This window comes from Mesorhizobium sp. RIZ17, from assembly GCF_051127865.1.
Classification (GTDB): domain Bacteria; phylum Pseudomonadota; class Alphaproteobacteria; order Rhizobiales; family Rhizobiaceae; genus Mesorhizobium; species Mesorhizobium humile.
Window position 1 is genome coordinate 2,115,490 of the sequence record NZ_CP147861.1, and the last position, 21,005, is coordinate 2,136,494.

Below are 21,005 nucleotides of genomic sequence, written 5' to 3' on the forward strand. Positions count from 1 at the left end.
GGGAGGATGGGCAGCCTTTCCCTTCTTCCACAAGGGGAGAAGGGGAAACGCCTCCCGCTACTGCTCCAGGTCGATCTCCTCGGTCTGGCCGCCACTGCAGGTGTAGCAGCAGTCTTCGCAGGTTTCCTTGTTGTTCGGGCCGACGCCCCAATAGGTGCTCTCGTCGCCGTCGACCCAGGCGCCGTAGCAGATCTTCTCGCCCTCGTTGCAGGAGATCGGCAATTGCTTGGTCTCTCCGTCGTCGAGGTAGAAATCCTTGCCCTCGCCCGGCCAGACATAGTCGCGGTCCTGGCTGTAGAGCTCGACGCGCATGGCGTTGGGATGGTTGTTCTTGATCTGGAACGTGACGTCGCCGGCATGCGCGGCGGGTGCGAACGGCACGGCAAGCAAAAGCGCGACGGCAGCGCGGCGCGCGAAAGAGATGGACATGAAGACCCCCGAGGTAGAATCGGCCTCCACAGCCGATGCGCGATGATGGCATGGCGCCAGCCAATGCCAAGGGGTGGGGATGAAAATAGCTGAGTGAATTTGGTTGGCGAGGCGGAGGCGCCGGCTGATCTCCCCTTGTAGGCCCCTTGGGGAAGATCGGATGCTGGTTAGGCTTTCGCCAATAGCCAGCCCCCGCTTTGCCATCCCCGCCCCCTTGCCGCTATGATGGCGCATCGATTTGGGGGGATCGGCATGTCGGAAATCGCCACGGGTACGACTTCGCTGCTCAGGGCCTCGCTCAACCGCACCGGCAAATGGGCGGCGAGCTTTGCCTTCATCAGCGGCGCGGTCGGCGACGTGCTCAACCCGCTCGGACCCTTCGCCGCCTATATCGCGCTCGGCGCCGCGGTCGCGGCTTTGATCATCGCCATCGCCATGGTGCTGCGCCTGGTGCTGGCGGCCAAAGCCATGCCGGCGCTGATCTTCGCCACCAGCGCCGCGACGATCGCCGGCGGCATCTACGGTATCCAGCAGGAAACCAATTCGCAGAACGGCGTGATCGCCAATCTCGTGCCGGCGGTCGCCGAGCTGCAGCAGTCGCTGGGCATCGTCTCCGAAAAAGTGGCGAAGATCGAAAAGACCGTCACCGAAACGCAAAAGACCGTCGAGGACGTCAAGAAATCCACCGACACGGTGGCAAAGACGACCGAAGAGATCGCGCAGACGCAGACCAGGCAGACCGCCCAGGCCGCTGAGACGCAGAAGACCGTCGAAGCGGTGAAGCAGGCGACCGATACGGTCGCGCAGAAAACCGAGCAGATCGCCTCCGCCCAGCAGCAGCAGGCTGGGCAAGGCGCTCAGACACAGAAAACCGTCGAGGCGGTCAAGCAAACCACCGACACGCTCGCCGCGGGCCAGCAACAGCAGCAGGCGCAGGCCGAAAAGCTGCAGGCGACGACCGAGCAGATCGCCGCTTCGATCGACACGATCGCCAAGGGCTTTGCGCAGCTTTCGGCCCAGGGAGGGGCGATCGCCGATCCCAAGCGCCCGGACGAGTTCTACCACAATGCCCGCGTCTATGAGCTGGCCGGCGACATGCTGAACGCCCGCCGTTCCTATCTCGCCTTTGCCGGCTTCGATGTCGACGCCATCGATCCCTATACGCGCTTCGCCACGCTGCTGAGGGTCCAGGACGGCAAGGCCGGCGCCCGCGAAGTGTTCGGCACGCTCGCCGAGAAGGCCAAGGCGCCGTCGATTAAGCTCGTCCATCTCCTGCAGTTCGACGATGCCCAGCGGCTCGACAAGCTCAACGCTTTCATTTCAGCCAATCCGGATTACGCGCCGGCTTACTTCCTGCTGGCGCAGGAGTTCTCAGAGGACCGCCTGGGCAGCCAGACGCTCGCCTACAAGCGCAGCGAGGCGCAGGCGTTGACCAAATTCGCCTCCTACGAGAAGGACGGCGGCCTGCTCAAATATTTCGTCGACCAGACGCAACTGGCCGACTGGCTCGACCGCAGCCGCAGCCGGCTGACCGCGCTTGGCGACGTGCTCGACCCATCGCGCTTCGTGCCGACGCTGACGCCGACCCGCTCCAACGCCGGCTGGTCGATGACGATCTCGCTGCCCGAGCCGGCGACGGCGATTTCCTGGCGGCTCGGCGATAGCGGCTCGTTCACCGATACCGGTCTGATGGCGATGAACGACCAGCGCACCGGCAAGCCGATGCCCAATCCGAGCTTCGAATTGCCGGACAGCACCGCGGCCACCAATATCGCCATCAAATATATCGACTCCAGGGGCCGCGAAACCGGCCCGTTCGACATCCGCTTCGACCCGGATTCGGCCCTCCAGCAGGGCAACAAGCAGATCCTCGACCAGTTCTGGACGTCGTGGATCGCCTTCGACGCCGGAGGCAATCGCGGCCTGGTCTATTTCACCCAGATGCTCTCCTTCCGCTGCGCCATCAAAGAAGTGCACTACAGCCTGAACGGCACGACGCTGGACAAGGAAATCAAGATGCCGCCCTGCGACGCCAAAGATCCCTACGCCATTCCCTCCGACTACCAGCCCTATTTCAAGGTGAAGGACGACGTGAAGTCGATGGCGGTGCAGGTGACCTATACCGACGGCACGAAATCGCCGGTCAGGGAGTATAAGAGGCAGTAGTATGCCTCTTTCTCCCCGTTTACGGGGATAAATGCCCGGCAGGGCACTAAGGGCAAGCGTCTGCGACCACAAGTGGCGGCTCCGGCCGCGTCTGATGCAAAATGCCGATTGCCCCGCTTGCGCGCCCTCCATCGGACAGGCTTTGCTACCCTCAAAGATTCGCGGGAGGCATTCATGGATACGGTCACGATCGGCGCAAAAGGCATCTCGGTCTCGCTCGATCTCGCGGTCGGCCATATCGCCGCGATGGATATCGAGGCCGACGGTCGCGTTCTAAAACCCCTGCATCGCGCCCCCTGGGTCGGATCGCCGCGCGAAAGCCTGCCGGAAAACCTGCCCGAAGGCACGGTCCGCCTGTCCGGCGATTTCCTCTGCGCGCCGTTCTCCACTAGCGATGTCGAGGCGGCACCCCTGCATGGGTGGTCGGCCAACAGTGCGTGGGACGTCGTCGAGAACGGCGCCATCGCGGGCGGCTGGCGCGCCGTCTTCCGGCTGCGCCGCAAGGTCATAGGCGCCACCATCGACAAGGTCTTCACGCTGCGCGACGGCCACCCCTTCCTCTACCAGGAACACATCTTTTCCGGCGGCTCCGGCGCGATCTCCGTCGCCCATCATCCGATGACGGTGATGAAGGGCGGCGGCCGGCTAGCCTTCTCGCCCAAGCGCATGGCGGTCACGCCCCCGACGCCGCCGGAGCCGGATCCGGCGCGCGGCCGGTCCATGCTGGCCTATCCGGCCCGCGCCGGCGATCTCGCGCGGTTCCCGCTGGCCGCCGGTGGCACCACCGACCTCACCGATTACCGCATGGAAGACCGGCGCGAGGACTTCATCACCCTGGTCGAGGCGGATCACGGCGGCCCGGGCTGGACGGCGATCGCCCGCCGCGCCGAGCAGGACCTTGTGCTGGTGCTGAAGAACCCGGCCGAACTGCCGGTGACCATGCTGTGGTTCTCGAATGGCGGCCGTGACTACGCGCCCTGGAGCGGCCGCCATATCGGCGTGCTCGGCGTCGAGGACGGCCGCACGGCCGTCGGCCACGCCGCCTCGCTCGGCGACAACTGGCTGAAGCATGAAGGCGTGGCGACGGCCTTCGCGCTCGCCGAGGGGCGGTCGGTCTCGTTCCGCCACGTCATCGGTGGGGTTCCGTTCGCCGAGGCCGAGCCGCCGGGCGGCCTGGAATCGGCGCCCGACCGCCTGCGCGTTCTCGCCGCCGGGGGCGCGGCGCGGGAGCTACCCTTCGACGGCGGGTTCCTGCGCATCGGGCGCACGGTTCCTGCCTGAGAGGTCGGGCCAGAGCGCCTGAGAGTTCGTCATTCCAGGGCGGAGCAAGGAGCGAAGCGCTTCGCTCCTTGCTCCGCCCGTGGATGACGATGGGATGGGCGTCTCGGCTAATCTCGAAGGCGGGAAAGCGGTCGAAACTTCGGCATCAAGAAACCAGGTTTGAAATTTCCATCCATACCCGCCAAGATGCCAGCCGAACCGCAGCCGGAAAGCCGCCGATGTCCGAGATCGCCCATATCACCGCCGCCATCTTCAAGCGCGCCGGCAAGGCCAAGCGCTTCGTCGTCGCTATCGCCGGTCCGCCCGGCTCCGGCAAGTCGACACTGTCCGCTTCACTGCATGAGCTTTTGCCGGAGGGCTCATCCGAGGTCGTGCCGATGGACGGCTTCCATTATGACGACATCATCCTCGACCGTCGCGGCCTGCGCCCTCGCAAGGGCGCGCCGGAGACTTTCGATTTCGCCGGCTTCGAGACGCTGTTGAAGCGCATCCGCTCGGGCGAGCCCGACATCGCCATTCCGGTCTTCGATCGCAGCATCGAACTGTCGCGTGCGGCCGCCGAAATCGTCGGCGCCGACGCCAAGTTCATCCTGGTCGAGGGCAACTACCTGCTGCTCGACGAGGAGCCGTGGTCGCGGCTGGCGCCTCTGTTCGATTTCACCATCTTCGTCGACGTGCCGCGGGCTGAGCTCGAGCGCCGCCTGATGGAGCGCTGGCGCGAGCATGGCAAGTCCGACGAGGACGCCCGCGCCTGGATCGCCTCCAACGACATGCCCAATATCGAGCGGGTGCTGGCGCGGCGCCGGCAGGCCGACATGGTCATTGGTTAATGACTGGTCATTGGTTAACCTGCTCAATTTTCAATAGTTTCCGGCGGGAACTTTAAGGTTTTCACGCCGTTATGCCCCTATCCCGAATTGTCCGGCGCCGGAGCAATTCCAGGAAGGCGAGCAGCGCTTTTCGTCCGGAGTTGCGAAAAGAAAAGAGCAGGAGCCGTCAGATGGCAACCAACAGCAGAAAACCCGCGCCCAAGAAAGGCAAGGCCAACCAATCCAGGACGACGCAGGCCAAGGCTGGCGCCGGCCCCGCAATCGCGGAGCGATCAAAAGACGCCAAGCCGAGTTTCGGCAAGGCGACGCCCAAGAGAGTGACGCCCGGCGCGGTCCACAAGGTCGCGGCCAAGGCCGCGAAGCACCCCAAGCCGGCGGCAAAGAAGTCAGGGCCGATCCGCACCGTGGCAGGCGTCGCCACAGGAGCGGTCGTTGCTACCGCACGCCTCGCGGCGTCCGTGTTCGGCCGCGGTGGCGCCAAGGCCAAGGCGAAATAGCCCTTTTACGCGATTCCGGACGGCGAAGTCGCCGAGCCGGACCTTCGCGATTGGCCGCCACGACAGCTCGGTCGTGATTCTAGGCGGAGCAAGGAGCGAAGCGACGCGCGCAGACCGTGGAATCCATGCCGTGACGCTAAAGCATTGCTCTGGTTGCAGAATTCTGCACCGTTGCCCTCTACGGCAGAGGTCACGGCATGGATACTCGGGTCAAGCCCGAGTATGACGACGGGGGTTTCGGCTAGTCTTCAACGTGAGCGCTAGCCGCGCCCACCGCCACCTTCCAGCCAAAGCGCCTTTTTGCCGAGCGTCGAAACCAGTCCGGCATGGGCCGCGCGATCGACCTCGGTCAAGTGCGCCCGCAGGGCTTTTTTGTTCCCACCACCGCACGCCTTTACCGGAACCGCCTTCAGCCCTTCGCCGGGATGGTGAGGCCCCGCTTCACCGCCGGCCGCGCCAGGCCGCGCTCCAGCCACTCGGCAACGATCGGGAAATCGTCGAAGCCGACCAGTTCCCGCGCCTCGTAGAAGCCGATCAGGTTGCGCACCCAGCCCAGCATCGACACGTCCGCAATGGTGTAGTCGTCGTCCATGATCCACTTGCGGCCCTTGAGGCGCGTCTCCAGCACGCCGATCAGGCGCCGCGATTCGTCGCGGTAACGCTCCAGCGGCCGCTTGTCGGCAATCTCGCGCCCGGCGAATTTGTGGAAGAAGCCGACCTGTCCGAAGATCGGGCCGATCGCCGCCATCTGGAAGAACACCCACTGGATCGCCTCGTAGCGCCGCGCCGGATCGGCGGGAATGAGCTTGCCGGTCTTGTCGGCCAGATAGAGCAGGATGGCGCCGGATTCGAACAGTCCGATCGGCTTGCCGCCAGGGCCGTCCGGGTCGATGATCGCCGGTATCTTGCCGTTCGGGTTGAGCGACAGGAATTCCGGCGTCCAGCTCTCATTCTTGCCGATGTCGACGTAATGCGGCTCATAGGCAAGGCCGATCTCCTCCAGCGCGATCGAGACCTTCACGCCATTGGGCGTCGTGGCGGAATAGAGCTGCAGGCGGTCGGGGTGCTTGGCCGGCCAGCGCTTGGCGATCGGAAAGGCGGACAGGTCGGTCATCGGAAACTCCGGATGCGGATCGGCGCCGGGCGGCGCTCATGGCGGGTGAGCAAAGAGTTAGGGTCCCGCCCGGCCCGGATCAATACACCGGCAAGCGGCTTGCCATGCACGCACAGTCGACGGACCGGCTGCGATCAGACCGCCTTGAAGGCCAGCACCGCATTGGTTCCGCCGAAGGCGAAACTGTTGCTGAGCGCGGCGCGCACCTTGCGTTCGCGCGCCGTGTTCGGCGTCACGTCGAGGTCGCATTCCGGGTCCGGCTCGCGGTAATTGGCGGTCGGCGGCACGATGCCGTCGCGGATTGCCATCACGCAGGCGATCATCTCCAGCCCGCCGGAAGCGCCGAGGCAATGCGCATGCATCGACTTGGTCGACGACACCGAAAGCGAACGCGCATGCTCGCCGAAGACGCGCTTGATCGCCGCGGTCTCGATCTGGTCGTTGGCCTTGGTGCCGGTGCCGTGCGCGTTGAGATAGTCGACATCTTCGGGATTGAGCCCGGCATCCGCCAGGCAGAAACGCATGGCCGCCTCCGGTCCCTCGACAGTCGGCGCGACGATGTCGGAGGCGTCGGCCGAAAGCCCGACGCCGGCGATCTCGGCCAAAATGGTGGCGCCGCGCGCCATCGCGTGATCGTAGCTTTCAAGCACCGCCATGCCGGCGCCTTCGCCGAGCACCAGGCCTGCGCGATCGGCCGAGAACGGCCGGCACGTGTCGGGCGAAAGCACCCTGAGCGCCTCCCAGCCCTTGAGCACGCCCCACACCAATGGCGCTTCGGTGCCGCCGGCGACCATCACGTCGGCGCGGCCGAGCCTGATCTGGTCGACGGCCGAGGAAATCGCATGGTTGGCCGAAGAGCAGGCTGAAGTGGCGCCGAAGACGGGGCCGCGCAGCCCGAGCGCCATGCTGACCTGGCCGGCGGCCGCGCCCGGCATCACTTTCGGCACGGTGAAGATGGCGGCGCGGTTGCGCCCCTCGAGCAGGATGGCGCGGTAATTCTCTTCGATGGTCTCGAAGCCCGCGACGCCGATACCGACGATTGCGCCCATCCGGTAGGTGTTGTCGGCATGCGCCGTCAATCCGGACTGCCGCATGGCCTCGCGCGCGGCGATCACCGCCAGCAGGCTGAAGCGGTCCATCGACACGACCTGCTTGCGGTCGATGCCATGGTCAGGCAATTCCTTGATCTCGCAGCCGGTCTTGACCTTGAGGTCATGCAGCGACGGGTTGTCGATGGGGCCGATGGCCGAGCGGCCGGCGCGCATGGCGTCCCACATCGCCGGCACGCCATTGCCAAGCCCGCAAATCCCGCCAATGCCGGTGATGACGACGCGTTTCTGCATGAAGTCAGGCTTTTTTCGCGATCAGTTCGCGAACCGCCTCGACCATGTCGCCGACGTTCTTGAGATTGCTCCAGGCGTCGACCGTGTTCATCTCGATCTCGATGCCGTATTTTTCCTCGAGATCGAAGATGATCTCGGTCAGCTCCAACGAATGGATGCCGAGCGTGCCAAGATCGGTGCTGGTGGTGATTTCCTCGCCGCCGGTATCGGCGTGTGCTTTGATCTTTTCGATGATCTCGGTCGTCAGTTGGTCAGCCATTCGGTTCCTTCCCCTGTCGTTGCCCGACGCCAACTGATCAGCGCCCCTTTTTGATTCCCGGACCCAACAAACACCGTCGCCCTTACCTCGCCAGGTACCGCGCGACCGCTCCAAGGTGGCTTCCCTCTATAGAAACCGAAACGATGTCAAGCAACAAGCGATATCGACAAAGCCGCCGGAGTGCTTAACCTGGATCATGGACATGATCGACGACACCTTGACATCCCAACCTGCCTCGCCCTTGGCACCCCTTTCCTTGCTTGCCGCGCAACGTGTTGCCGGCCTGGGCAGGCTTTTCTGCGGCAAAAACGACGGTCGGACGCGCCTGCAGCGGCTTTACCAGGACGGATCGGCCAAGATTCGCCTGCCGGCGGTAGAAGGCGATCCGCTCGAGGCGGTGCTGATCAACACGGCTGGCGGGCTGACCGGCGGCGATCGTCTCGGCTGGACGGTCGAGGTCGGCGCCGACGCCTCCGCCGCCATCACCACCCAGGCCTGCGAGAAGGTCTATCGCGCCGCCGCCGACAGGGCCGAGACAAGCGTCCGCCTGCGGGTCGGTCCGGGCGGCCGCTTGGCCTGGCTACCGCAGGAAACCATCGTTTTCGACCGCGCCGCCTTCGCCCGTACGCTGGATGTCGAGCTTGGCGACGATGCCGAGGCATTGGTGCTGGAAGCCGCGCTGTTCGGCCGGCTGGCGATGGGCGAGCGGACGGTTCGAGGCCGTTTCCATGACCGCTGGCGGGTCCGCCAGGGCGGCGCGCTGATCCATGCCGAGGATTTCCGGATCGGCCCGGATATCGCGGCAACGCTCAAGCGGCCGGCGGCGACCGGCGGCGCGCTGGCCGTCGCCACGTTGCTGCTCGTTTCGCCGCGGGCTGAAAGCCTGCTGGAGCCGGCCCGCGCCATCATCGGCGATCCCGCCATCGGTGGCCCCGTTATCGGCGGCGCCAGTTTCTGGAGCGTCGGCCGATCTGGCAAGCTTCTTGCGAGGCTTTGTGCCGGCGACGGTTACCTGCTCCGCAAGCGGCTGGTTCCGCTCGTCGAACTGCTCAATGGGCGGGCGGGTCTGCCTAAATTGTGGTCACTCTGATTTGGAATACCGGGACATCGCATGAACCTGACGCCGCGTGAAAAAGATAAGCTGCTCATCGCCATGGCGGCGATGGTGGCGCGCAAGCGGCTGGAGCGCGGCGTCAAGCTCAACCATCCCGAAGCCATCGCGTTGATCACCGACTTCGTCGTCGAGGGCGCGCGCGACGGCCGCCCGGTCGCGGAACTGATGGAGGCGGGGGCCCATGTCGTCACCCGCGCCCAGGTCATGGACGGCATTGCCGAGATGATCCACGACGTCCAGGTCGAGGCGACGTTTCCCGACGGCACCAAGCTGGTGACCGTGCACGAACCGATCAGGTGAGGAGAACGACCCGTGCTGGAGCTCAGGCCCAATTGCGAATGCTGCGACAAGGATCTGCCGCCGCAGGCGACCGATGCGCTGATCTGCACCTTCGAATGCACCTTCTGCGCCGACTGCGTCGACAATGTGCTGGGTGGCGTCTGCCCCAATTGCGGGGGCAATTTTGCGCCGCGGCCGATCCGGCCGGCGGCCAGGCTGACGAAGTATCCGCCATCGACCAGGCGCGTGCTCAAGGCCGAAGGCTGCGGTCCGCGCAAGGCCGCTTGAACAGGTCAATTGGAAGGGCAGAAAGATGATCCCCGCTTCGACGAAACGTGCCACACTTGCCGCGATCCTTTTCCTGGCGGCCGCCATGCCGGCCTACGCCCATGTCGGCGTCGGTACAACCTCGTCTTTCGCCGCCGGCTTCGCGCATCCGCTGTCCGGCCTCGACCACATGACGGTCATGATCGCCGTCGGCCTGTGGGCTGCGCTCAAGGGCGGCAAGGCGATCTGGGCCTGGCCGCTTGCCTTTGTCGGCGTGATGCTGCTCGGCGGTGGGCTCGGCATGCTGCATGTGCCGGTGCCCTTCGTCGAGCCGGGCATCCTCGCTTCCGTCGTGGCGCTCGGCCTGCTCGTGGCGCTGGCGATCGACATGCCGGTCTCGGCCGGTGTCGCCGTCATCGGCCTGTTCGCGTTATTCCACGGTCACGCCCATGGCACGGAAGTGCCGGAAAACGCCGGCGGGCTGGACTATATGGCGGGCTTCGCGGTGGCCACGGCGCTGCTGCACGGCATCGGCATCGCGGCGGCTCTCGGCCTCGGCCTGCGCTTCCGCCGCCTGGTGCGCGCCGCAGGTGCGGCATGTGCTGCGGTCGGCGTCGGCCTCGCCTTCGGCGTGTTGTGAGGGCGCGATGATCCCCGGCGAAGTCATTGCGGCCAAAGGCGAGATCGAGCTCAACAAGGGGCTGCCGAAGGTGACGCTCAAGGTCGCCAACAGCGGCGACCGGCCGATCCAGGTCGGCAGCCACTATCATTTCTTCGAGACCAATGAGGGCCTGAAATTCGACCGCGAACGCGCGCGCGGCATGCGGCTCGACATCGCCGCCGGCACCGCCATGCGCTTCGAGCCGGGACAGGAGCGCGATGTCACGCTGGTGCCGCTGGGCGGCAAGCGCGAGGTCTATGGTTTCCAGCAGAAGGTGATGGGCAAGTTGTGACGGTGGCCGGCGCGCTCAAATCACTTCGGCGGCCATCACTTCGGGGGTTTGGCGGCGGCATAGATGACGATCCTGCCGGGATTGTCGAACTCCACCGCGAGCACGTCCTCGGCCTGCAGGCGCCGCGAATCGATCGCGTTGAAGAGCAGGGCATTCGCCTCGATCTCCTGGCGCAGTTCGGCCACATCGTGATTATGCTGCTTGACCTTGTTCTCGATGGCCGGCGGCGGCCCGCCTTCGCTGCGCGCCGCATCGGTCAGGAACACGATGTCGACCGTGTCGAGCTTGGTGGTCTTGCGCACCGTGCCGATATTCTCGCGGGTGCGGTCGATAGCCGTTATGACCTTTCCGGCTTCCGTGCTGGAGAGCGTCTCTTCCTGACGGATGTGGGAATCGACGATCACCGCGGCAGGCTTGCCGCTGTCCAACGGCTGCGCCGCGGGTGCCGCGTGGGGCGCGGTCACCAAAAGCGCGGCGGCAGCCACGCAACTCCATTTTGCACGGCACTTCGCCATCGCTCGCTCCTGACTGAACTCGTGACGGGGCGAAAACAGCGAAACGGTCCTGCTTGGCCGCAGGTTCCCTTCAAAAGCGGGCAGGCGGCCCGCATTCCCTTCAAGATATGGTTGGCGGACCGCGATGCGGCCCGCCTGGGCGCGCAATCAGCTCGCCTTCTTGGTGATCAGCGTCAGCGCGCCGTTGGGCTGCATGCTGGCCGCGATCACCTGCGCGGAGGTCACGCCCTTGGCTTGAAGCGCGGATTTCACCTTGGGCGTCGAGTCGATCGACTTGCGCAAGGTCTGCAGGCCTGCATCGCCGCGCTGCGCCACGATCTGGTTGACCTGTGTCTGTGTGTCCTTGGGCAGTTCGGTGATGTCGACGACGTTGACGCTCTGGATCGCCGGCACCGCGGGCTGAGCTTTCGGTGCAGCCGGAGCGGTTGGCGCCGGGCTGGGCTGCGGCGTCGGCTGCTGCTGGGCATTCGCGGCGCCCGCCATCATCAGGGTGGCGGTCGCGGCGAGAACTATCGCTTTGCGCATGGATATTCCTTCCATCGGTTTTGGAGTGGTTTCGCCCGCCTCAAGCGCCCGAGAGGAACGTCCAAATGGGCGCTCAAGGTGTCGCCGAGCGGGTCATTGCGTGACCATTGGGTGGCGACAATGTGCAGCCCGCGCCCAAACAACGTTGGTTTTGGCAAGCTGAATTTCGGGAGCAATCGCTGATGGCCAGGATTAGCCGTGTCGCCTACGCGCAGATGTATGGACCGACGGTCGGCGACAAGGTGCGGCTTGCCGACACCGAGCTGTTTATCGAGGTCGAAAAAGACCTCACCGTTTATGGCGAGGAAGTGAAATTCGGCGGCGGCAAGGTCATCCGCGACGGCATGGGCCAAAGCCAGGTCACGCGGGCGGGCGGCGCGGTCGATACCGTCATCACCAATGCGCTGGTCGTCGACGCGCTCCTCGGCATCGTCAAGGCCGATATAGGCCTCAAGGACGGCCGCATCGCTGCGATCGGCAAGGCCGGCAATCCGGACACGCAGGCTGGCGTCACCATCATCATCGGCCCGGGCACGGAGATCATCGCCGGCGAAGGCAAGATACTGACCGCCGGCGGCTTCGACGCGCATATCCACTTCATCTGCCCGCAGCAGATCGAGGAAGCGCTGATGAGCGGCGTCACCACGATGCTGGGCGGCGGCACTGGCCCGGCGCATGGCACTTTAGCCACCACCTGCACGCCCGGCCCCTGGCACATGGCGCGCATGATCCAATCCTTCGATGCCTTCCCGATGAACATCGGCCTGTCCGGCAAGGGCAACGCGTCAAAGCCGGCGGCGCTGGAAGAGATGGTGCTGGCCGGCGCCTGCTCGCTGAAGCTGCATGAGGACTGGGGCACGACGCCGGCGGCGATCGACTGCTGCCTGTCGGTCGCCGACGCCTACGATGTGCAGGTGATGATCCACACCGACACGCTGAACGAATCGGGCTTCGTCGAGAACACGGTGGCGGCCATCAAGGGCCGCACCATCCACGCCTTCCACACCGAAGGCGCCGGCGGCGGCCATGCGCCCGACATCATCAAGGTCTGCGGCCTGCCCAACGTCATCCCGTCCTCGACCAATCCGACCAGGCCCTACACGGTCAACACGCTGGCCGAGCATCTCGACATGCTGATGGTCTGCCATCATCTGTCGCCGTCGATCCCGGAGGACATCGCCTTCGCCGAAAGCCGCATCCGCAAGGAGACGATCGCCGCCGAGGACATACTGCACGACATCGGCGCCTTCTCGATCATCTCCTCCGACAGCCAGGCCATGGGCCGTGTCGGCGAGGTGGCGATCCGCTGCTGGCAGACCGCCGACAAGATGAAACGCCAGCGCGGCGCGCTGCCCGGCGAGACCGGCGACAACGACAATTTCCGCGTCCGCCGCTACATCGCCAAATACACCATCAATCCGGCCATCGCGCATGGCCTATCGAAGGAGATCGGCTCGATCACGGTCGGCAAGCGCGCCGATCTGGTGCTGTGGAATCCGGCCTTCTTCGGCGTCAAGCCGGAGATGGTGCTGGTCGGCGGCTCGATCGCCGCGGCCCCGATGGGCGATCCCAACGCCTCGATCCCGACGCCGCAGCCGATGCACTACCGGCCGATGTTCGGCGCCTATGGCAAGGCGCTGACCAATTCATCGGTCACCTTCGTCTCGAAGGCCGCCCTCGACGCCGGACTGCAGGGCAGGCTGGGTGTCGACAAGGCGATGATCGCGGTCGAGAACACGCGCGGCGGCATCGGCAAGCGCTCCATGGTGCTCAACGACGCGACGCCGCATGTCGAAGTCGATCCGGAAACTTATGAGGTTCGCGCCGACGGCGAGCTGCTGACCTGCGAGCCGGCGACCGTGCTGCCTATGGCGCAGCGGTATTTCCTGTTTTGAATGTCCACCTGTCCTGTGCGGCATTTCTTTGCGATTTTCGCGAATTGGGGCATGATGCGCAGATGAACAGGATTGATCGTCTCAGGGCGTCGACGCCCTACGAAGCGGACTTCGTCCAGTGGTGTGCGGAGCAGGGCGCCCTGCTGCGCGAAGGACGTCTTTCCGAGCTTGACCGCGAGAATTTGGCCGAGGAGATCGAGAGCTTGGGGAGGAGGGACAGGCGCGAGATTCGCAGCCGTATGGAGGTATTGATTGCGCATCTCCTGAAATGGGAATTTCAGCCGGGGCACAGATGCCACAGCTGGCAGGCATCAATCTCCGAGCAACGCACCTGGATTCGCAATATCGTCAAGGATAGCCCAAGCCTTCGCCGATTTCCCGCTCAAGTTTTCGAAGAGGCGTACAAAGACGCTTTGCCCGTTGCAGTGCGAGAAACGGGATTAAGAAAGTCGCACTTCCCGATTGAACCTTCTTTCACGGCCAAGCAAGCGCTCGACGACCGATTTTGGCCCGGCGGACCGCTTTCGATGGATGATTTCCTGCGAGACTGACCTACCCGTGTCTCTCCTCCGCATTCCCAGCTAAGGCCATGGCCACCGAAATCGCCTCTCCGCACGATATCTTCCCGCATATCCGCATCGTCATGGGCATGGTTATCGGCCTCGGCGTCACCCGACTGCTTTCGGGAACCGCCCGTATCGTCCAGCATCCCGGCCAGTACCGGATCTACGCGGTGCACCTCGCCTGGGTCGGCTCGGTGCTGCTGATGCTGGTGCATTTCTGGTGGTGGGAGTTCGGGCTCTACGCCATCGAGACCTGGACCTTCGGCAAATACCTTTTCATCATCTTCTACGCCATCACGCTGTTCCTGCTCTGCGCGCTGCTGTTTCCGGATTCGATGCTCGATTACACCAGCTACGAGGACTATTTCTACTCGCGCCGTGCCTGGTTCTTCGGCCTTCTGGCGGCGACCTATCTGCTCGATGTGATCGACACGCTGCTGAAGGGGCCGGAGCATTTCGCCCGTTTCGGCAATGAGTATCTGTTCCGCACGCCGGTCTTTGTCGCGCTCTGCGTCGCTGCGATCCTGGTCCGCGACCGCCGCTTCCATATCGCCTTCGTCGCGGCGACGCTGATCTACCAGATATCGTTCATCCTGCGGCTGTTCGACACCATCGTCTAAGTGGGATTGGGCCGATGCCTGCGTTGGTCTAGGATTGGGAGATGCAGGATTCAATCATGTACAAGGCCGTCGGATCGCGCGGCTCCCGCGTCAGCAGGGTGCTCTGGATGCTCGAGGAACTCGGGCAGCCCTACGAGTTCGTCGAGGTCAAATTGCGCTCGCCCGAGGCCTTTGCGCTCAATCCTTCCGGCAAGGTGCCGATCCTGATCGACGGCGACCTTGAGATTACGGATTCGGCGGCGATCTGCGTCTATCTGGCGGACAAGCACGCGGAGCAGGGCATGGGCGCCACTCCCGGCCTTGCCGGCCGCGCCGAGATGGATTCCTGGATGCATTTCGCCCAGAGCGAATTGGAAGCGCCGCTATGGAACAAGCTGCGCCATCGCTTTCTTTTGCCCAGGGACGTGCGTGTGGATGTCGGGCCAGCCGCGGCCTATGACTTCGCATCCGAAATAAAGGCGCTGGACCGCCGGCTCGGCGACAGGCCCTTTGCGTTGGGCGACCGGTTTTCCGCTGTCGATGTACTGCTCGGCGACATGGGCGGCTGGGCGCGCGCCGGCCGTTTCCCGATCGAATCCGAACGGGTCGATGCCTATTTCGACCGTGTCCTTCAGCGTCCCGCCCGTGCCAGGGCGCAAGCCAATGCATCGGCCCGAAAATCGGAATCGATTTTCGGAAAGCACGATGCATAGATTCAAAAAGTGTTAGAGCGTCCTTTTGCGCGTCCAAGAGGACGCGCGGCGCTCTAATGGCGGAGCCATGAAATGAAGCTCAACATCAACACCGATTTCACCAAGTTCCCGCGCGCTGTGTCGGTTCTTGCAGCCGGCCAAGCCGGGGCAGCGAAGCCCTACGACAAGGCCGTGCTGCCGCATGACGAGCGGCATCTGCGCCGACGTGCTATCGAGACCGCGAGCGGCGACAAGGTGCTGGTCGACCTGCCCGAACCGGTCGCTTTAGCCAATGGCGACCGGCTGGTGCTGGAGGACGGCCGCCAGCTCGAGATCGTCGCGGCGCCGGAAGAGGTCTACGACATCCGCGCCCGCGACGCGGTTCATCTCACCGAGCTTGCATGGCACATCGGCAACCGCCATCTCGCGGCGGCGATCGAGGCGGACCGCATCCTCATCCTGCGCGACCATGTCATCAAGGCGATGCTGGAAGGCCTCGGCGCCACGGTAAGCGAGGTTTCGCAACCGTTCAGCCCGGTGCGCGGCGCGTATTCCGGCCATGGCCACGACCACGGCCGTTCGCATGATCACCACGATCATGACCACCATGACCATGATCATGACCACTCGCATGACCATGACCATCACGATCATGAGCACGGCCACGAGCATCATGATCACGACCACCACGACCATGGTCACCACCATCGCCATGACTGAGCAGCCTACCACCGTCGCGCTGCTGCGCCTGATGGCCTGGCTGTCGCCGGCCTTTCCGGTCGGAGGCTTCGCCTACAGTCATGGGCTCGAGCGCGCCGTGCATGACGGACTGATCGCTGATCGGAAAGATCTCGCCGGCTGGCTGGAGACGCTGGTCGAGCTGGGGTCGGGCTGGAACGACGCCGTGCTCTTCGCCGAAAGCTGGCGGCGTGCCCGCGACGGTGGCGGTCTCGGCGAAGTTGCCGCGCTGGCCGAAGCGCTTGCCGGGTCGCGGGAGCGGCACATGGAAACCATGCTGCAGGGCGCGGCCTTTCTGCGGGCGGCGTCTGCCTGGTCGTCTCCGGCTTTGGAGCGTTTGCCGGCCGATTGCCCCTATTGCGTTGCGGTCGCCGCCGTTGCCGGCAGCAGCGGCATCGATCTTTCGCAAGCGCTGTCCGCCTTCCTGCAGGCTTTCTTCTCCAATCTCGTGCAGGCGGCGATCAGGCTCGGCGTCGTCGGCCAGGTCGACGCCGTCACATTGTTAGCCGGCTTCGAACCTCTGGCGCTGGCGACCGCATCGCGCGCCGCAGCTTCCAGTCTGGACGATCTGGGCGGCGCGGCCTTCATGTCCGACATAGCGGCGATGAGCCACGAAACGCAATATTCGCGGCTGTTCCGCTCATGACCGTCCTTGCTGTCATCCTCTCTTTCGTCCTGCTCTTGATCACCACCTTGCATGTCTACTGGGGCATAGGCGGCATCTGGCCGGGTACGGACCAGGCATCCTGCGCGCGCGCCGTCGTCGGCTTCCGTGGCGTCGACGAGATGCCCTCGACGGTCGCGAGCTTCGCCGTCGCCGCTTGCCTGGCATTGGCGACGCTCTGGCCGTTGGCGCTCGCAGGCGTCTTTGCCACGCCCTTTCCAAGAGAAGGCCTGGCCGCCACGGCGCTGATGATCGGCCTCGTCTTCCTCGGTCGCGGCATTGCCGGCTTCACGCTCTGGTGGCGCCGGCTTGCGCCCGAGCAGCCTTTCGCGCGGCTCGACCAGCGCCTCTATTCGCCGCTCTGCCTGCTGATCGGGGCAGGCTTTGCAATCCTTGCCATCACGGAGTTCCCGGCATGACGTCGAAAAACGGTCCTCTTCGCATCGGCATCGGCGGCCCGGTCGGCTCCGGCAAGACCACGCTGACCGAAAAGCTCTGCAAGGCGTTGCGCGACGACTTCTCCATCGCCGTCGTTACCAACGACATCTACACCAAGGAAGATGCGATGATGCTCGCGCGGCTACAAGCATTGCCTGAAGAGCGCATTGTCGGCGTCGAGACCGGCGGCTGCCCGCACACCGCCATCCGCGAGGACGCCTCGATCAATTTGCGGGCGATCGCCGAGCTGAACAAAAAGTTCCCGGACCTCGACATCATCTTCATCGAATCCGGCGGCGACAATCTCGCCGCCACCTTCTCGCCCGACCTCGCCGATCTCACCCTCTATGTCATCTCGGTCTGCCAGGGCGAGGAAATCCCGCGCAAGGGCGGCCCGGCCATCACCCGTTCGGATTTCCTGATCATCAACAAGAGCGATCTGGCGCCCTATGTGAACGTCAACCTCGACGTCATGGAGTCCGATGCCGGCCGCATGCGCGGCAAGCGGCCCTTCGGCTTCACCGATCTGTCGCGGGGCAAGGGTCTCAAGGAGGTCGTCGACTTCATCGTCGAGCAGGGCGGGCTGCAATCGGAACGGCCTGCCGCCTGAAACCGCTGACCTACCAGTTTGCGGTTGCTGGCAGCCGTCAGGCACGGCATTCTCAGCCAAACAGGAGGATTTTCGATGAGCCTTGCCCGCCTGCACAAGGAACCGCTGAGCAACCTGCCCTATTACGAGGAGCGGGTCGATCTCGCCGCCGCCTTCCGCTGGACCGCCCGGCTCAACATGCATGAAGCGGTGGCCAACCACTTCTCGCTGTCCGTCAACGAGGACGGCACGAAATTCCTGATGAATCCCAACCAGGTGCATTTTTCGCGCATCAAGGCGAGCGACCTGCTTCTGATCGACGCCAACGATCCAGAAACGCTGTCCGGCCCCAACGCGCCGGACCCGACCGCCTGGGGCCTGCATGGCGCCATCCATCGCAATGTCCCGCATGCGCGCTGCGCCATGCATGTCCATTCGATCCACGCCACAGTGCTCGCTTCGCTCGCCGACTCGACGCTGCCGCCGGTCGACCAGAACTCGGCCATGTTCTTCAACCGCCATGTCGTCGATGCCAATTATGGCGGCCTGGCCTTCGAGGAGGAGGGCGAGCGCTGTTCGCAGCTTCTCACCGACCCCAAGGTCAAGGTGATGGTCATGGGCAATCACGGCGTCATGGTCATCGGCGACACTGTCGCCGACGCCTTCAACCGCATGTTCTATTTCGAGCGCGCCGCCGAGACCTACATCAAGGCGCTGTGGACCGGCCGCCCGCTGCGCACGCTCTCCGACGAGATCGCCGAGAAGACCGCCCGCGAGATGGACGATTATCCCGGCCAGGCCGAGCGCCATCTGGCCGAGCTGAAGGCGATCCTCGACGAGGAAGAGCCGGTCTATAGGAATTGACTTCGGCTTGTTCCTTCTCCCCCAGTTACGCTATGCACATCTTCTGTGACTGGCGCGACTGATCGGGGCCTGAGGCTTGATTGCCACGTGGTTCCCCCAATCCGTCGCTGCTTCGCAGCGCCACCTTTCCCCCCCTCCGGAGGGAAAGGAAGGGAGCGTTGCTGGACGAGCGTTGACGGCAAAAAGCTTGGCGCTTTCCTCTACCCCGTCGATCGGGGGAGAGGTGGCTCGGCGAAGCCGAGACGGAGTGGGGGTCGATCAGCGCGGCATTAGACAATGCACGCGCCAAGCTGAAGGGCGGATGGGGCGGCCCGGAATTAGAGTCCGAGCTGCGCCCGCAATTCCGCCGCGCTGTTGATGACGATGGCGCCGGGCGGACCTTCCATCGGCGCTTCCGGCCAGAAGATCGTCTTCATGCCCGCCGCCAGTCCGGCCATGGCGCCGGTCAGGCTGTCGTCGACGGCAAAAGCATCCGCCGGATCGACGCCGGCGAGATAGGCGGCGCGCAGGAAGGGTTCGGGAAGCGGCTTGCCGTCGATCACGTCGTTGCGGCTGACCGTCATCATGCCCGGATAGATGAGGCCGACGGCGCGCAGATTGGCATCGACGATCAGCCGGTCGGAGTTGGACACCACCGCCTGCTCGACGCCGAGCGCGCGCAATTCGTTGAACACTTCGATCGCGCCCGGGCGTGGCTTCAGCGTTTCGGCCAGCGGCAGATAGTGATCATATTTGCGCACGATCCAGTCGTCGAAGGGCAGGCCAAGGCCGAACTCGTCGCGCAGCATCTCGTAGACCGGCCATGCGGCGACGCCAAGCACACGCTCGTGCAGGTCGACCGGCGGCGCGACGCCGACGCTGCGCAGCGCCGCCACAAGCGCCGCCTCATGCAGCGGCTCGCTGTCGACCAGCGTTCCGTCCATATCCCAGAAAACGGCTTTCGGCGTCATGTGCGGCTCCCTTCGCCGATCCCCTTAATGGGTTTCCCGGTTGAGATAAACCGTCCCGTCGGCAAATGGTTGGGCAAGCGGCGGATTGGTCCTTCGGCAGCCTGCGACACTCCCAAGCAATTGCCCTTTCGATAGACAATTGCGCGCTGGCATATTCGCTGTAAGCTATGGCGCCCGTTTCAGCATCGCGCGGGCTGGAGGCAGGACGTGAATTCGCGACAGGAAACCGGCAGCACCAGGTTGGACGACGCCGCGCGCGCCGGCTGGCTTTATTATGTTGCCGGCAACACGCAGGACCAGATCGCGGCCAAGCTTGGTATCTCCAGGCAGACGGCGCAGCGGCTGGTGTCGCTCGCCATGTCGGAGGGGTTGATCAAGGTGCGCGTCGATCATCCGATCGCCAACTGCCTGGATCTTGCCGCGCGGCTCAAGTCACGCTTCGCGCTCGACCTTGTCGAGGTGGTGCCGAGCGACCCGACATCGAACTCGACGACGATCGGCATCGCCGAGGCTGCAGCGGCCGAAATCGAACGCCGGCTGCGCTCGGAGGCGCCCATCGTCATGGCGATCGGCACCGGGCGCACGCTGAAGGCGGCGATCGAGCAGCTGCCGCCGATGGAATGCCCGCAGCACAAGGTCGTGTCGCTGACCGGCAACATCTCGCCCGACGGTTCGGCCGCTTTCTACAACGTCATCTTCACCATGGCCGACCGCGTCAAGGCGCGGTCCTTCCCGATGCCGCTGCCGGTCATCGCGTCCTCGCCGGAAGAGCGCGAGATGCTGCTCAACCAGCCGATGATCCAGCCTACATTGGCGCTGGCGGCTGAGGCCGATGTCACCTTTGTCGGCATCGGCGATCTCGGGCCCAAGGCCCCGCTCTATGAGGACGGCTTCATTTCCGAAAGCGAGCTGAAGGCGCTGCAGAAGGCCGGCGGCATTGCCGAGATCGTCGGCTGGGTCTTCGACCGCGAAGGCCGCATGATTGAAGGCATCACCAACGACCGCGTCTCTTCCGCCGCGCTGCCGTCGCGGGAACGGTCGCTGGTCATCGCTTTGGCCATGGGCGAGCGCAAGCTGCCGGGCATCCTGGCCGCCGTGAACCGGCGGCTGGTCAACGGCCTCATCACCGACGAACGGACGGCCGAAGCCTTGCTTGCCGGCTGACTGCCCATAAAAAGAATGGGCTATTGCGAGGGGCCGCGCGGGTCGTTGCCGTCGAGAAAACCCATGTCGCGCTGCAGATGCTCGGATAGTTCCCGAACATCGATATAACCGCGCCTGCGGCCCGAAAACCGTGCAAATTCCCGCACGAGCGTGAAAAGCCAGCCGCGTGCCGGGGTGGAAACGAGTTTTTCCTGTACCGTGACCATGATCGTCAGCCTTCGTTGGAGCAATTCCAGGAAAAGTGTGAGCGGTTTTCCGTCCGGAATTGCGTAAAATC

The 21,005-nt window shown here is 64.6% G+C and carries 27 protein-coding genes; 19 read left to right on the plus strand and 8 right to left on the minus strand.

All coding sequences use genetic code 11. The annotated features are described in order from the left end of the window. Positions 1-57: 57 nt before the first annotated feature. A complete protein-coding gene (locus tag WDX12_RS10465; protein ID WP_320294050.1) occupies positions 58-429 on the minus strand; it encodes a hypothetical protein in 372 nt (123 codons plus the stop codon). 252 nt (positions 430-681) lie between these two features. Here WDX12_RS10465 and WDX12_RS10470 point away from each other — a divergent pair, with 252 nt between their 5' ends. From WDX12_RS10470 to WDX12_RS10485, 4 genes are all read left to right on the plus strand, one after another. Next, positions 682-2,595, plus strand: coding sequence for a methyl-accepting chemotaxis protein (locus tag WDX12_RS10470; protein ID WP_434724815.1), 1,914 nt, complete (start codon positions 682-684; stop codon positions 2,593-2,595). 174 nt (positions 2,596-2,769) lie between these two features. Beyond that, a complete protein-coding gene (locus WDX12_RS10475; protein WP_434724816.1) occupies positions 2,770-3,876 on the plus strand; it encodes a hypothetical protein in 1,107 nt (368 codons plus the stop codon). Between the two features lie 218 nt (positions 3,877-4,094). Continuing rightward, entirely contained in the window at positions 4,095-4,706 is a 612-nt protein-coding gene (locus WDX12_RS10480) for a nucleoside triphosphate hydrolase (protein ID WP_320294053.1), read from the plus strand. Between the two features lie 170 nt (positions 4,707-4,876). Beyond that, positions 4,877-5,203 carry a hypothetical protein gene (locus tag WDX12_RS10485; protein ID WP_434724817.1) on the plus strand — a complete coding sequence of 109 codons (327 nt, stop codon included), beginning with the start codon at positions 4,877-4,879 and terminating at the stop codon, positions 5,201-5,203. Between the two features lie 409 nt (positions 5,204-5,612). Here the strand turns inward: WDX12_RS10485 and WDX12_RS10490 are convergent, their stop codons facing one another. The 3 genes from WDX12_RS10490 to WDX12_RS10500 all read right to left on the minus strand — a co-directional run bounded on the left by WDX12_RS10490 (position 5,613) and on the right by WDX12_RS10500 (position 7,919). Beyond that, positions 5,613-6,317 (minus strand): glutathione S-transferase family protein, encoded by a 705-nt coding sequence (locus WDX12_RS10490; protein WP_320294055.1) that lies wholly within the window; start codon positions 6,315-6,317, stop codon positions 5,613-5,615. A 134-nt stretch (positions 6,318-6,451) separates the two neighbouring features. Then, positions 6,452-7,660, minus strand: coding sequence for a beta-ketoacyl-[acyl-carrier-protein] synthase family protein (locus WDX12_RS10495; RefSeq protein ID WP_320294056.1), 1,209 nt, complete (start codon positions 7,658-7,660; stop codon positions 6,452-6,454). A 4-nt stretch (positions 7,661-7,664) separates the two neighbouring features. Beyond that, positions 7,665-7,919 (minus strand): acyl carrier protein, encoded by a 255-nt coding sequence (locus tag WDX12_RS10500; protein WP_126063251.1) that lies wholly within the window; start codon positions 7,917-7,919, stop codon positions 7,665-7,667. Positions 7,920-8,121: 202 nt separating this feature from the next. Between WDX12_RS10500 and WDX12_RS10505 the strand changes: the two genes are divergently transcribed. The 5 genes from WDX12_RS10505 to WDX12_RS10525 are packed head-to-tail and all read left to right on the plus strand — an operon-like array spanning position 8,122 to position 10,532. After that, the gene (locus WDX12_RS10505) at positions 8,122-9,009 is read left to right on the plus strand and encodes an urease accessory protein UreD (protein ID WP_320294057.1); all 888 of its coding nucleotides are present in this window, start codon (positions 8,122-8,124) and stop codon (positions 9,007-9,009) included. 21 nt (positions 9,010-9,030) lie between these two features. Beyond that, positions 9,031-9,333: an urease subunit gamma gene (locus WDX12_RS10510; RefSeq protein ID WP_041003069.1), complete on the plus strand. Its 303-nt coding sequence runs from the start codon at positions 9,031-9,033 to the stop codon at positions 9,331-9,333. A 12-nt stretch (positions 9,334-9,345) separates the two neighbouring features. Beyond that, a complete protein-coding gene (locus WDX12_RS10515) occupies positions 9,346-9,600 on the plus strand; it encodes a DUF1272 domain-containing protein (protein WP_434724818.1) in 255 nt (84 codons plus the stop codon). A gap of 25 nt (positions 9,601-9,625) precedes the next feature. Continuing rightward, on the plus strand, positions 9,626-10,219 hold the full coding sequence (locus tag WDX12_RS10520; RefSeq protein ID WP_434724819.1) for a HupE/UreJ family protein: 594 nt from the start codon (positions 9,626-9,628) through the stop codon (positions 10,217-10,219). A 7-nt stretch (positions 10,220-10,226) separates the two neighbouring features. Continuing rightward, positions 10,227-10,532, plus strand: a complete 306-nt coding sequence (locus WDX12_RS10525; protein ID WP_320294060.1) for an urease subunit beta — start codon at positions 10,227-10,229, stop codon at positions 10,530-10,532. A 35-nt stretch (positions 10,533-10,567) separates the two neighbouring features. On the opposite strand, the gene WDX12_RS10530 is transcribed toward WDX12_RS10525, so the two are convergent. Next, positions 10,568-11,047 carry a hypothetical protein gene (locus tag WDX12_RS10530; RefSeq protein WP_434725607.1) on the minus strand — a complete coding sequence of 160 codons (480 nt, stop codon included), beginning with the start codon at positions 11,045-11,047 and terminating at the stop codon, positions 10,568-10,570. 147 nt (positions 11,048-11,194) lie between these two features. Then, complete coding sequence (locus WDX12_RS10535) at positions 11,195-11,572, minus strand: hypothetical protein (protein WP_320294061.1); 378 nt, start codon at positions 11,570-11,572, stop codon at positions 11,195-11,197. Positions 11,573-11,754: 182 nt separating this feature from the next. Between WDX12_RS10535 and ureC the strand changes: the two genes are divergently transcribed. The 9 genes from ureC to WDX12_RS10580 all read left to right on the plus strand — a co-directional run bounded on the left by ureC (position 11,755) and on the right by WDX12_RS10580 (position 18,614). Continuing rightward, positions 11,755-13,467, plus strand: coding sequence for an urease subunit alpha (gene ureC / locus WDX12_RS10540; RefSeq protein ID WP_430699224.1), 1,713 nt, complete (start codon positions 11,755-11,757; stop codon positions 13,465-13,467). A gap of 62 nt (positions 13,468-13,529) precedes the next feature. Continuing rightward, a complete protein-coding gene (locus WDX12_RS10545; RefSeq protein WP_434724820.1) occupies positions 13,530-14,018 on the plus strand; it encodes a DUF29 domain-containing protein in 489 nt (162 codons plus the stop codon). A gap of 38 nt (positions 14,019-14,056) precedes the next feature. Then, on the plus strand, positions 14,057-14,650 hold the full coding sequence (locus WDX12_RS10550) for a hypothetical protein (protein ID WP_434724821.1): 594 nt from the start codon (positions 14,057-14,059) through the stop codon (positions 14,648-14,650). Between the two features lie 41 nt (positions 14,651-14,691). Next, positions 14,692-15,342 (plus strand): glutathione S-transferase family protein, encoded by a 651-nt coding sequence (locus tag WDX12_RS10555; RefSeq protein ID WP_434724822.1) that lies wholly within the window; start codon positions 14,692-14,694, stop codon positions 15,340-15,342. 72 nt (positions 15,343-15,414) lie between these two features. After that, positions 15,415-16,041 carry an urease accessory protein UreE gene (ureE, locus tag WDX12_RS10560; RefSeq protein ID WP_434724823.1) on the plus strand — a complete coding sequence of 209 codons (627 nt, stop codon included), beginning with the start codon at positions 15,415-15,417 and terminating at the stop codon, positions 16,039-16,041. Next, positions 15,995-16,705 (plus strand): urease accessory protein UreF, encoded by a 711-nt coding sequence (locus tag WDX12_RS10565; RefSeq protein ID WP_320294453.1) that lies wholly within the window; start codon positions 15,995-15,997, stop codon positions 16,703-16,705. Before ureE ends, WDX12_RS10565 begins: the two co-directional genes overlap by 47 nt. Next, the gene (locus tag WDX12_RS10570) at positions 16,702-17,142 is read left to right on the plus strand and encodes a DUF3995 domain-containing protein (RefSeq protein ID WP_434724824.1); all 441 of its coding nucleotides are present in this window, start codon (positions 16,702-16,704) and stop codon (positions 17,140-17,142) included. Before WDX12_RS10565 ends, WDX12_RS10570 begins: the two co-directional genes overlap by 4 nt. Further along, positions 17,139-17,771 (plus strand): urease accessory protein UreG, encoded by a 633-nt coding sequence (ureG, locus tag WDX12_RS10575; RefSeq protein ID WP_434724825.1) that lies wholly within the window; start codon positions 17,139-17,141, stop codon positions 17,769-17,771. Before WDX12_RS10570 ends, ureG begins: the two co-directional genes overlap by 4 nt. A 75-nt stretch (positions 17,772-17,846) precedes the next feature. After that, positions 17,847-18,614 (plus strand): class II aldolase and adducin N-terminal domain-containing protein, encoded by a 768-nt coding sequence (locus WDX12_RS10580; protein WP_320294068.1) that lies wholly within the window; start codon positions 17,847-17,849, stop codon positions 18,612-18,614. A 317-nt stretch (positions 18,615-18,931) separates the two neighbouring features. On the opposite strand, the gene WDX12_RS10585 is transcribed toward WDX12_RS10580, so the two are convergent. After that, positions 18,932-19,564, minus strand: a complete 633-nt coding sequence (locus tag WDX12_RS10585) for an HAD family hydrolase (RefSeq protein ID WP_320294069.1) — start codon at positions 19,562-19,564, stop codon at positions 18,932-18,934. A 207-nt stretch (positions 19,565-19,771) separates the two neighbouring features. Between WDX12_RS10585 and WDX12_RS10590 the strand changes: the two genes are divergently transcribed. Further along, entirely contained in the window at positions 19,772-20,728 is a 957-nt protein-coding gene (locus tag WDX12_RS10590) for a sugar-binding transcriptional regulator (protein WP_434724826.1), read from the plus strand. A gap of 20 nt (positions 20,729-20,748) precedes the next feature. On the opposite strand, the gene WDX12_RS10595 is transcribed toward WDX12_RS10590, so the two are convergent. Next, on the minus strand, positions 20,749-20,934 hold the full coding sequence (locus tag WDX12_RS10595; RefSeq protein ID WP_127883346.1) for a hypothetical protein: 186 nt from the start codon (positions 20,932-20,934) through the stop codon (positions 20,749-20,751). Positions 20,935-21,005: the final 71 nt, after the last annotated feature.